Annotated in this window: 12 protein-coding genes; 8 read left to right on the top strand and 4 right to left on the bottom strand. The window is 73.8% G+C overall.

What is annotated here, in order from left to right; all coding sequences use genetic code 11:
• Positions 1-93 precede the first annotated feature (93 nt).
• The 3 genes from KDL01_RS34675 (at position 94) to paaK (ending at position 2,670) form a co-directional block, all read left to right on the top strand.
• Positions 94-738, top strand: coding sequence for a DoxX family protein (locus KDL01_RS34675; protein WP_212532923.1), 645 nt, complete (start codon positions 94-96; stop codon positions 736-738).
• A gap of 151 nt (positions 739-889) precedes the next feature.
• Positions 890-1,345: a hydroxyphenylacetyl-CoA thioesterase PaaI gene (gene paaI, locus KDL01_RS34670; protein WP_212532924.1), complete on the top strand. Its 456-nt coding sequence runs from the start codon at positions 890-892 to the stop codon at positions 1,343-1,345.
• Positions 1,345-2,670 (top strand): phenylacetate--CoA ligase PaaK, encoded by a 1,326-nt coding sequence (gene paaK / locus KDL01_RS34665; RefSeq protein ID WP_212532922.1) that lies wholly within the window; start codon positions 1,345-1,347, stop codon positions 2,668-2,670. The genes paaI and paaK overlap by 1 nt, the downstream gene beginning before the upstream one ends.
• A gap of 58 nt (positions 2,671-2,728) precedes the next feature.
• On the opposite strand, the gene KDL01_RS34660 is transcribed toward paaK, so the two are convergent.
• On the bottom strand, positions 2,729-3,379 hold the full coding sequence (locus KDL01_RS34660) for a LysE family translocator (RefSeq protein WP_212532921.1): 651 nt from the start codon (positions 3,377-3,379) through the stop codon (positions 2,729-2,731).
• Positions 3,380-3,467: 88 nt separating this feature from the next.
• Here KDL01_RS34660 and KDL01_RS34655 point away from each other — a divergent pair, with 88 nt between their 5' ends.
• Positions 3,468-4,841, top strand: a complete 1,374-nt coding sequence (locus tag KDL01_RS34655) for an aminotransferase-like domain-containing protein (protein WP_212532920.1) — start codon at positions 3,468-3,470, stop codon at positions 4,839-4,841.
• A 15-nt stretch (positions 4,842-4,856) separates the two neighbouring features.
• On the opposite strand, the gene KDL01_RS34650 is transcribed toward KDL01_RS34655, so the two are convergent.
• Positions 4,857-5,372, bottom strand: a complete 516-nt coding sequence (locus tag KDL01_RS34650) for a hypothetical protein (protein ID WP_212532919.1) — start codon at positions 5,370-5,372, stop codon at positions 4,857-4,859.
• Positions 5,373-5,522: 150 nt separating this feature from the next.
• On the opposite strand from KDL01_RS34650, the gene KDL01_RS34645 reads away from it, so the two are divergent.
• Positions 5,523-6,083: a hypothetical protein gene (locus KDL01_RS34645; protein WP_212532918.1), complete on the top strand. Its 561-nt coding sequence runs from the start codon at positions 5,523-5,525 to the stop codon at positions 6,081-6,083.
• On the opposite strand, the gene KDL01_RS34640 is transcribed toward KDL01_RS34645, so the two are convergent.
• Positions 6,075-6,761: a hypothetical protein gene (locus KDL01_RS34640; RefSeq protein ID WP_212532917.1), complete on the bottom strand. Its 687-nt coding sequence runs from the start codon at positions 6,759-6,761 to the stop codon at positions 6,075-6,077. The genes KDL01_RS34645 and KDL01_RS34640 overlap by 9 nt on opposite strands.
• Before the next feature lie 114 nt (positions 6,762-6,875).
• Here KDL01_RS34640 and KDL01_RS34635 point away from each other — a divergent pair, with 114 nt between their 5' ends.
• The 3 genes from KDL01_RS34635 to KDL01_RS34625 all read left to right on the top strand — a co-directional run bounded on the left by KDL01_RS34635 (position 6,876) and on the right by KDL01_RS34625 (position 9,331).
• A complete protein-coding gene (locus tag KDL01_RS34635; protein ID WP_212532916.1) occupies positions 6,876-8,084 on the top strand; it encodes a lysylphosphatidylglycerol synthase domain-containing protein in 1,209 nt (402 codons plus the stop codon).
• An 82-nt stretch (positions 8,085-8,166) separates the two neighbouring features.
• Positions 8,167-8,691, top strand: a complete 525-nt coding sequence (locus KDL01_RS34630) for a YidB family protein (protein ID WP_212532915.1) — start codon at positions 8,167-8,169, stop codon at positions 8,689-8,691.
• Between the two features lie 58 nt (positions 8,692-8,749).
• Entirely contained in the window at positions 8,750-9,331 is a 582-nt protein-coding gene (locus KDL01_RS34625) for a hypothetical protein (RefSeq protein WP_212532914.1), read from the top strand.
• 135 nt (positions 9,332-9,466) lie between these two features.
• On the opposite strand, the gene KDL01_RS34620 is transcribed toward KDL01_RS34625, so the two are convergent.
• Positions 9,467-10,090 carry an NADPH-dependent FMN reductase gene (locus tag KDL01_RS34620; protein WP_368861711.1) on the bottom strand — a complete coding sequence of 208 codons (624 nt, stop codon included), beginning with the start codon at positions 10,088-10,090 and terminating at the stop codon, positions 9,467-9,469.
• Positions 10,091-10,142 lie beyond the last annotated feature (52 nt).

Raw genomic sequence — 10,142 nt, 5'->3', positions numbered from 1 at the left:
GTCCTGGTGGAGGGCGGGGAGCGCGCGAGGAGACGATGGCGTTGTGGCGTGCGTCCGTGCGCCGGAACACCGGGCGAGGGAAGGGCTGGAAGCATGGGACGGGCGTATCGCGGTGACGGGTCCGCGCCCTGCGCGGGTCGGCGGGACGTGGGTCTGCTGCTGATCCGGGCTTCGGCCGGCGGGGTCCTGCTGGCGCACGGCGCGCAGAAGCTCTTCGGCTGGTTCGGCGGCCACGGGATCGAGGGCACCGCGGCGGCGATGGAGACCATGGGCTTCGAGCCGGGCCGGGAGAACGCGGTCGCGGCCGGCTGGGCCGAGGCGGGCGGCGGCGCGCTGCTCGCGCTGGGCCTCGCGGCCCCGGCCGCGGGCGCCGCGGCGGCGGGGGCGATGGCCGCGGCTACGGCCGTGCACTGGGACCGCGGCCTGTTCACCCAGCACGGCGGGTACGAGTTCCCGGCGCTGCTCGGGGCGGCGGCGGTGGGCATCGGGCTGACCGGGGCGGGACGGCTCTCGCTCGACCACGCCACCGGGCACGTGCTCGACCGGCCGTGGATGGCCGCGGCGGCCTTCGCCGGCACGGCCGTGACCGCGGGCGCGGTGATCAACAAGCGCAACGCGGTGGTGGCCAGGCGTGCCGGGGCGGCCGAGCAGCGGCGGTTGGAGGAGGAGGCCGCGCGCAACGCCGAGGACGCCGCGCGGGAGGCCGAGCACGAGGCCGAGCAGGGCGGCGGGAACTGAGCGGCGGGAACCGGGCGGCGCGGGCGGCTCTTGACAGGGTGAGCCCGGACTGGTGAGGTGGTCCCGAGCTCGCTGACCGAACGTTCGGTTGGCAGGGAGTGAGGGATCAGTGTCGCAGTCCGCTCCCGACGGCCCGCGGGCCGCCGAGGCGATGTTCGCCGCCGACGAGGCCTCGCGCGCGCTCGGCATCGCGCTGCTCGAACTGACCCCGGGCCGCGCCGTCCTCGGCATGCGGGTGACCGACCGGATGGCCAACGGGCACGGGACCGCGCACGGCGGCTACATCTTCCTGTTCGCCGACAGCGCCTTCGCCTGCGCGTGCAACAGCCACGGGCCGGTCACCGTCGCGGCGGGCGCGGACATCGCCTTCATCGCGCCGGTGCACGTGGGCGACGAACTCGTGGCGGTCGCCGAGGAACGCCTGACGCACGGGCGCAGCGGCATCTACGATGTGCGCGTCTCGCGCGGCGAGGAGGTGGTCGCCGAATTCCGGGGACGCAGCCGCGTACTGCGCGGCGGTGCCCCCGTCGTCATCTCCGCCGACGGCGACCGCGCGGCGAACTCGATCCACGCGGCTACCGCGACGAACGCGACGAAGGAGTCGTGATGAGCGAGCGGCTCGGTGCACCCCTCCCGGCGGACCTGCGCGACGAGGGCGAGCGGCTCACCGCCGACGAACTCGCCGCGCTGCAGCTGACCCGGCTGCGTCAGACTCTGCGCCACGCCTACGACCACGTCGAGCTCTACCGCCGCAAGTTCGACGCGGCCGGCGTGACGCCTGAGGACTGCCGCAGCCTCGCCGACCTGGCGAAATTCCCCTTCACCAGCAAGGCCGACCTGCGCGAGACCTATCCGTACGGGATGTTCGCGGTCCCGATGGAGCAGGTGCGTCGGGTACACGCCTCCTCCGGCACCACCGGCCGGCCCACCGTCGTCGGCTACACCGAGAACGACCTGTCCATGTGGGCCGACGTGGTCGCCCGCTCGATCCGCGCGGCCGGCGGCCGGCCCGGGCACAAGGTGCACGTCTCCTACGGCTACGGCCTGTTCACCGGCGGGCTCGGCGCGCACTACGGGGCCGAGCGGGCCGGATGCACCGTCATCCCGGTCTCGGGCGGCATGACGGCGCGTCAGGTGCAGCTGATCGTGGACTTCCGGCCCGAGATCATCATGGTGACGCCCTCGTACATGCTCACGCTGCTCGACGAGTTCGAGCGCCAGGGCGTGGACCCGCGCACCACCTCGCTGCGGGTCGGCATCTTCGGCGCCGAGCCGTGGACCGAGCAGATGCGCACCGAGATCGAGGAGCGGGCCGGGATCCACGCCGTGGACATCTACGGCCTGTCCGAGGTGATCGGCCCGGGCGTGGCCGCGGAGTGCGTGGAGACCAAGGACGGGCTGCACGTGTGGGAGGACCACTTCCTGCCCGAGGTGGTGGACCCGGTCACGGACGAGGTGCTCGCGCCCGGTGAACGCGGCGAGCTGCTCTTCACCTCGCTGACCAAGGAGGCGCTGCCGGTCATCCGCTACCGGACCAGGGACCTGACCCGGCTGCTGCCCGGCACGGCGCGCGCCCCGTTCCGGCGGATGGAGAAGGTCACCGGACGCTGCGACGACATGATCATCCTGCGCGGGGTGAACGTGTTCCCCAGTCAGATCGAGGAGATCGTGCTGCGCACCCCCGGCGTCGCGCCGCACTTCCAGCTGGTCCTGACCCGGCGTGAGCGGATGGACCGGCTGACCGTGCGCGCCGAGGTGCGCCCGGACCGGGCCGCCGACCCGGCGCTGCGCACGGCGGCGGCCGAGGCGATCGGCCACGCGGTCAAGGACGGCGTCGGCGTCTCGGTGGGCGTGGAGATCGTCGACCCGGACACGCTCGAGCGTTCGGCGGGCAAGCTGCAGCGGGTCAAGGACCTGCGGCCGAAGGACTGACGGGCCGTCGAGCTCACGAAATGACGGTGCGTCAGCGTGGCCGCCGCCCGCTCTGGCTCTAGGCAGCCGCGGTGACCGCGCCGCGCTCGAAGGCGATCTTCAGCGCGAGTCCGGCCAGCACCGTCCCCATCAGGTAGCGCTGCGCCCGCAGCCAGGCGGGCCTGCGCGCCAGGAAGCCGGCGATGCTGCCCGCGCTCATCGCTATCGCCGCGTTGCCGGCGAGCGCGACGGCGATCTGGGCCAGCCCGAGCGCGAAGCTCTGCTCGGCCACGTGGCCGCGGGCCGGGTCGACGAACTGGGGGAGCAGCGACAGGTACATCACCGCGATCTTGGGGTTGAGCAGGCAGGTCGCGAAGCCCATTGCGTAGAGCTTGCGCGGCCGGTCGGGGGCGAGATCGCGCGGCGCGAACACGGCGGTGCCGCCCGGCTTGACCGCCTTCCAGGCCAGCCACAGCAGGTAGGCCGCGCCGGCCAGCTTCAGCGCGAGGTAGAGCGCGGGCACGATCTCGAACACGGCCGCGATGCCGGCGGTGACGGCGGTCAGGTAGACCAGGAAGCCGGTGGCCACCCCGAGCAGCGAGATCAGTCCGGCCCGGCGGCCCTGGGTGATCGAGCGGGAGACCAGGTAGATCATGTTCGGCCCGGGGGTGAGCACCATGCCGAAGGCCACCGCGGCGATGCCGAGTTCCGCGCTCAGGGAGAAGTCCATGCCTCGAAGCTAGAGGCTGCGGTAGGCTCGGTGCAATAAGAACTTTGCGCTCGGTGCAATCCGGCGCGCGAGCGCGGGAGGTGCGGCGATGCCCGGATCCGGGCACCAGGACTATCAGGGTCTTGCCGACGAGTTCGCGGACCGGATCGCGGCCGGCGCGCTGCGTCCGGGGGAGCGGCTGCCGACGCAGCGGGCCTACGCGCGCGGCCGCGGCATCGCGCCGTCCACCGCCACCCGGGTCTACCGGGAGCTGGTGCGCCGCGGCCTGGCCACGGGCGAGGTCGGCCGCGGCACCTTCGTGCGGGCCGCGCCCGCCGCCGCGGGTCCCGCCCTGGCCGAGCCCTCGCCCGCGCCGATCGACCTCGAACTCAACTACCCGGTGATCCCCGAGCAGGCCGCGCTGCTGGCCGGGGCGCTGGGTCCGCTGCTGCGCGCCGACGCCCTCGACGACGCGCTGCGCCCGATCGGCGTCGCGGGCACGGCCGCAGCCCGCACCCGCTTCGCCGCGCTCGCCGCGGACGAGGGCTGGACGCCCGCGCCGGAATCCGTGCTGTTCACCGGCAACGGACGCCAGGCCGCGGCCGCCGCGCTGGCCGCACTCGTCCCCCGCGGCGGCCGGCTCGGCGTCGAGGCGCTGACCTACCCCGGCATCAAAGGCCTGGCCCGACAGCTCGGCGTCACGCTCGTGGCGCTGCCGATGGACGCACGCGGCGTCATCCCCGAGGCCCTGGCCGCCGTCCACCGCGCCACGCCGCTGCGCGCCGTCTACCTCCAGCCCCGCTCGCACAACCCGCTGGGCCTGAGCATGGACGCCGAGCGGCGCGACGAGCTCGTCAGTGTGCTGCGTCAGCAGGACCTGTGCGCGGTCGAGGACGCCGTCTGGTCCTTCCTGGCCCCGCCCGACGCCGCCGCGCTCGCCCCCGCCGCGCCGGACCGGGTCGTGCGCATCGACAGTCTGTCCAAGCGCCTCGCGCCGGGCCTGTCCGTGGGCTTCCTCATCGCCCCGCCCGCGCTGCGCGCCGAACTCGCCACGGCCGTGCGCGCCGGAGCCGCACTCCCCGGCGCGTTCGCCCTCGAGGCCGCCGTGCGCTGGCTGGGCGATGGCACCGTGGAGCGGATCCGCGCGGGCAAACGCGCCGACGCCGCGGCCCGCCAACGCCTCGCCCGCGCCTGCCTCGACCCCGTCGCACCGCTCGGCCCGGCGCCGCGCGTCCACGGTCCGCGTCCGCACGCATATCCGTGCTCGTATTCGTTCTGGTGGGAGCTGCCCGAGCCCTGGCGGGCCGAGACCTTCGTCGCCGCGGCCGCACGCCGGGGCATCGCCGTCACGCCCGGCTCCGCCTTCGCCGCCGACCCGCGCAGCACACCCCGCGCCGTACGCATCGGCCTCGCCTCGCCGCCGCCGGGCGTCCTCGAACACGCGCTCACCACGCTCGCCCGGCTCTGCGCGGCCGGGCCCTGAGGCTCCGGGCCCTGATCAGCCCTTTTCGCCAGGTCGATCCACCCCCGGCGGCCGGACCGGCCCGTTCGGATCGGTGGACCCGGCCGCGTCGAGGGCGTACTCGACATACCTCATCGCGTCGTTGAGCGTGTCGAACACCTCCCGCCCGACCCCGGCGGTGCGCGCCGCCGCGACCCGGGCCACCAGCTGCGGCGCGAGCGCCTCGAAGTCCTCGAGGTCGAGTTCGGCGCCGGCGACGCGCTCGGCCAGCTTCCGCTCGGCCACGTCCAGCTCGGCCACCGCCGCCTCGAGCTCCTCGACCCGGCTGCGCGCCCGCTGCGGCCACTCCCGGATCGCCTCCGCGTCCGGCTCCTGCTCGTCGAGCGCCTGCTCGTAGTGCGCGGCGGCCTGCCGCTCGTGCTCCTGCAGCTCGGCGATCTTCATCCGGGTCCGGCCCCGCACGTCGACGACCTCGCGCCGCGCCCGCTGCAGCTCCTCCAGCAGATCGAGCTGCCGCCGCGTCACCGCGCGCAGCCGCTCGTCCAGATTCATCGGCCTCATCGTGCCCGGTGCCTCCCCTTCATCTCCCCTGGTGCCCGAAATTCTGACCTTCTGTCAGGTTCAACCGTCCGGGGGCCCTCCCGGGTTCCCGGTCGGGCGGGTCGCCGGACACAACGCCGTCGGGCGGGCGAGGATGTGGGCATGGCTGACGTGCCCGGTGCGCAACCGGCTTCCCCCGATCCCGAAGGCGGCCGCCCGGCCGCCGTGCCGGAGCCGGGCCGGGACTGGAAGCGCACGCTCATGCTGAGCGCGCTCGCGCTGGCCCTGCTGATCATCGCGTACCTCATCCTCAGCGCGTTCATCCCGCGCTGGTGGTCGCAGCAGATCGGCCGGGCGGTGAACGGCGGGATCACCACCGGAACGCTGCTCGGGCTGTGCCTGGGCTTCACCTTCACCCTGGTCCCGCTGGCCGTGCTCACCCTCGCGCTGCGGCCGCACACCAGCTGGAAGCTGCGGCTGACCTGGTTCGTCGTGGCACTGGTGCTCGCCTTCCCGAACCTGTGCACGCTCAGTGTGGTCGCCGGCGACGGCAGCGGCGCCCACGCGGGCCAGCGCACCATGGACGTGCTCGCGCCCGGCTTCCGCGGCGCTTCCCTGGTCGGCGCGATCGTGGCCTTCGCCGTGTACCTGTTCGTGCTCGTCCTGTTCCTGCGCCGCGGTCCGCGGCGCCCGGACGGCGAGCACCCGCCCGCCTCAGGCTGAGGCCGGGTCGGACGCGGCTTCGGCGGCGGACTCGGACGAGGGTCCGGCGGGGACCCCGGCGGCGGGCGTCGCCGCGGCCCTGCGGCGCTTGAGCGCGCGCTCGATCGTGCGCGGGTGCACGTGCACCCCGAACTCCTGCCCGACCAGCGCGGCGAGTTCCTTCCACTTCACCGACCTGCGGCGGGAGCGCTCGAGCTCGACCCGGTCGAGCATGGCTTCGGTGAGCCGGTGGGCGCCCATGTGGTGCGTCTTGAGGTGCGAGTGCTCCGGGGTGTGCCGGGGCTCCGCTTCCGGCTCGGCCACGGCGTTGACCAGGACCGGCTCGGGCTCGGGCTCTGGCTCGGGTTCCGGCTCCGGCTCCGACGGCTCAGGCTCGGGCTCCGGCTCTACCGGCGCTTCCGCTTCCGGCTCCGGCTCCGGTTCCGCGGCTGCCTGCGCGTCCGGCTCCGCCGCCGCGACCGGCCCCAGCACGGGCATGGCCGTCAATGCCGCCGTCGATCTCTCGGGCCGCCGCCGGGCGCGGGCCTGTACGGCGCGCTCGTGCCGCAGCGTCGTGAACCAGAACACCGCCATGCCGAGCAGGGCCGCCATGACCATGCACAGCACGAGCAGGGCCCACTCCCCGGGTATCGAATCCTCGCGGGTCCCCCATCCGCCACCGTTGAACCAGGTCGCCACACCCAAGATCGTCACCCGTGCCCACCGGGCGCGCAACCAGGGCGCGCCCGGAGTGGGACGGATGATCCGGCAGGAGGATGCTCCCAGCCCTCGGCTGACCATAGACTCGCGGCTGTGGCGCAGGAGATGGCGGAGGACCGGCCCCAGGGCGGCCGTTCGACCGGGCAGTCGGACGCGGGCGGGCCTACGGCCGGGCGCGCGGATGCCGGCGAGTCCTCGGACGTGGATGCGGGCACCCCGGCCGGCGGCCCCGGCGGCCCCGAGGGCGAGGTACGGCCGGAGACCGAGCAGGTGCGTCGCAGGCGGCTGCGCCACCGGCTGACCCAGGCGCTCGCGGTCGCGGTGATCGTGGCCGTGTTCGCGTTCATCTTCCCGCGCATCGCCTCGTACGGCGCGGCCTGGCGCGACGTCAGTTCGATGACCGCGCCGTGGATCCTGACGCTGGTCGGGGTGACCGTGGTCAACCTGGTGGTGAACTGGTGGTTCATCACCACCTGCCTGCCCGGCCTGAGCCTGCCGCGCGCGGCCGCGATGAACCTGTCCTCGACCGCCGTGGCCAACACCGTGCCCGCGGGCGGGGCCATCGCGCTGGGCGTGAGCTGGAACATGGCCTCGGCCTGGGGCTTCAGCGGCGAGCAGTTCACCCTCTACACACTGGTGTCCGGCCTGTGGAGCCAGTTCGCCAAGTTCGGCACGCCCGCGGTCGCGCTGATCGCGCTCTCGGCGGTCGGGTCGGCCAACCACTCGCTCGTGCTCGCCACCGTCCTCGGCACGGCCGTGTTCCTCACCGCGCTCGGCGCGGTGATCGCGGCGCTGCACAGCGACGGGTTCATGGCCGCGCTCGGGCGGCTGGCGCAGCGGTTCATGGACTGGCTGACCGGGCTCTTCCACCGCACCGGGCCGCAGCACGTGGAGCGCGGCTTCCTCGACTTCAAGCACCGCGCCGCGCACCTGCTGGCCAGCCGCGGCTGGCTGATCAGCATCTCGACCCTGGCCAGCGACCTGGCCGGCTGGCTGGTGCAGCTGGCCTGCCTGCGCGCGCTCGGGGTGAGCGCGGCCGAGGTGTCCTGGGAGAAGTCCTTCGCCGGATACGCGCTGATCCGGCTGCTGACCACGATCCCGATCACCCCCGGCGGCCTGGGCATCACCGAGGTCGGGCTCACCGAGTACCTCGGGTCCGGCGAGAACTCCGCGGTCACCGACCGGATCGCCGCGGCCATCCTGCTCGCCCGCGCGCTCACCTTCGTCGTGCCGATCCCGCTCGGCGCGGTGAACTTCACCGTGTGGAAGTGGCTCAGGCGCAAGGACGACCCACTGGGCTGAGCAGCCGCTCCGTGCTCCCGGGTCGCCGGTCCGGTCCTGCTGAGGCAGGCTGGGACGAGGGGTAGACCGAAGGAGTGATCCGATGAGCGATACCCAGGCCGAACAGGAGCGGCAGGCTCAGCCGCCGCCGGCGGACCAGGCTGGCCAGGAGGCAGCGGCCGCTCCACGGCAGCCGGACCTCCTGGCCATGCTCAGCGGGCTGCTCGGCGGCAAGGGCGGGCAGGCCGGCCAGGCCGGGGCCGTCGTCGCCAAGCTCGCTCCGGCCGTGATGGGCATGGTCAGCGCCCAGGGCGGCGTCGGCGGCCTGCTCGAGAAGCTCAAGCAGGGCGGCCTCGGGGACCAGGTCAAGTCCTGGGTGTCCCCGCAGGAGAAGAACGCACCGGTCAGCGGCGAGCAGGTGAGCGACGCACTCGGCCGGGAGCAGGTGGACGCGCTCGCCGCGCAGGCGGGTGTCAGTCCGCAGGAGGCGGCCGACGGCATGGCCAAGGTGCTGCCGGGAGCCGTGGACCAACTCACGCCCGAGGGCGAGGTGCCGAAGGAACATCAGGGCTTCGACATCGATCAGGTCAAGCAGCAGGTGGCCAGGCTGCTCGGCGCCAACCGGTGAGGCGGCGGGCCGGGGCCCGACCGGTCCCGGCGGCCGTTCCCGCGAAGGGAGAAAAGCGATGAGGTCGATGCTCAGGATGACCCGCTGGATGACGGGCGCGCTGCTCGCCGTGTGCGGCGCGATCATCGCGTTCTGGAGCGTGTTCCTGACCTGGTACGGGAGCCGCGAGGGCACGGACATCCGAATCCAGGACCTGTTCAACCAGATGACCCTGCAGAGCTCGAGCACCGCCGGCTCGATCCTGATCCCGATGGCGGTGGCCGCGGTGCTGGTGCTGGCCGGGGTCATCGTGGGCTGGCGCTGGCTGTGGGCGCTGGCCGGACTGGTGACGATCACCGCGGTCTATCTGTGGGGCCTGCGGCAGGCGCAGACCGTGCCCGGTCTGCACGCCACGCTCGTCGGGGCCGGTCCGCCACTGGCGTTCTCCGGCGGCGCGCTGATGCTGCTCGGCTCGGTCGTGGCGGCGTCCAGGCGGCGCAAGCACGTGGCGACGGGAGCCGAGGAGCGGCGGGTTTCACCCGAATGGACGCCGAACGCCGCCACCGAGGTGGGCCGCTCCGGGTCCCACTCCGAGCCGCGGATGGACGACCCGCGGATGGACGAGCACGGGGTGCGCAGGGACGAACACCAGCACCTGTGACCTCGTACGACACGCGGTGGCCGTGCGCACCCGCCGTCCCAGACCCCTGGCGGCGGGTGCGCACGGCCACCGCTTTCGCGCCCTCGCGCGCACCGCGCCTTCCGCGCCTTGCGTACCTGCACGCCGCCGCGTCCGTCACCGGTCGAGCTGCTCCTCGGCGCCCTCGAACTCGGCCCGCTCGCCGAGGAACTCCACCCAGGCCTTCTTCGCGCACGGGTAGTGCACCGCCGCCTCGGCCAGCTGCACGAAGTTCTGCACGTTGCCCTCGAACCTGGCCTGCAGCGTCGCGTCGGCGATCCGCCCGTCCGCGCCGAACGCGGTGTGCGCCTGGGCGAGCGAGAACATGTCCGGGTAGACGCGGGCGCCGAGATGCTCCAGCGGCACGCGCAGCGCCCACAGGCCGCGGTTGCCGCCCGACATCGACGGCGAGGCGGACATCAGCAGCGTCTGGAGCTCGTTGAACGGCTGCGGGCGCAATCGCGAGACCCAGTCGATCAGGTTCTTGAGCATTCCAGGCATCGACGCGTTGTACTCCGGCGAGGCGATGACCAGCGCGTTGGCCGCGCGCAGCAACTCGGCGAACTCCTCGGCGCCGGGCGGCAGGCCCCCGGCGTGTTCGGAGTCGTCGTCGTAGGAGGGGGTGTCGACCTCCTTGATGTTGACCTGCCGCGTCTTGAGGCCGGTGGCTTCGATGGTGCGCGCGGCCAACTCGGCCAGATGCCCGTTGAGCGAGCCGGCGCGGCGCGAGGCGCACAGCACGAGCACGTCGAGGGCGCCCGGCTCGGGACGCGGGGCGTGGGCGGTGTCGGTC

Source organism: Actinospica durhamensis (assembly GCF_018139695.1).
Lineage (GTDB): Bacteria > Actinomycetota > Actinomycetes > Streptomycetales > Catenulisporaceae > Actinospica > Actinospica durhamensis.
The sequence above is the reverse complement of the archived record's forward strand: the minus strand, read 5'-3'. Positions and strand labels throughout refer to the sequence as shown.

Bases quoted from the DNA above. Each gene is read 5' to 3' on its own strand.
- KDL01_RS34675 (WP_212532923.1), top strand. From the start codon at position 94: ATGGGACGGGCGTATCGCGGTGACGGGTCCGCGCCCTGCGCGGGTCGG.
- paaI (WP_212532924.1), top strand. From the start codon at position 890: ATGTTCGCCGCCGACGAGGCCTCGCGCGCGCTCGGCATCGCGCTGCTC.
- paaK (WP_212532922.1), top strand. From the start codon at position 1,345: ATGAGCGAGCGGCTCGGTGCACCCCTCCCGGCGGACCTGCGCGACGAG.
- KDL01_RS34660 (WP_212532921.1), bottom strand. From the start codon at position 3,379: ATGGACTTCTCCCTGAGCGCGGAACTCGGCATCGCCGCGGTGGCCTTC.
- KDL01_RS34655 (WP_212532920.1), top strand. From the start codon at position 3,468: ATGCCCGGATCCGGGCACCAGGACTATCAGGGTCTTGCCGACGAGTTC.
- KDL01_RS34650 (WP_212532919.1), bottom strand. From the start codon at position 5,372: ATGAATCTGGACGAGCGGCTGCGCGCGGTGACGCGGCGGCAGCTCGAT.
- KDL01_RS34645 (WP_212532918.1), top strand. From the start codon at position 5,523: ATGGCTGACGTGCCCGGTGCGCAACCGGCTTCCCCCGATCCCGAAGGC.
- KDL01_RS34630 (WP_212532915.1), top strand. From the start codon at position 8,167: ATGAGCGATACCCAGGCCGAACAGGAGCGGCAGGCTCAGCCGCCGCCG.
- KDL01_RS34625 (WP_212532914.1), top strand. From the start codon at position 8,750: ATGAGGTCGATGCTCAGGATGACCCGCTGGATGACGGGCGCGCTGCTC.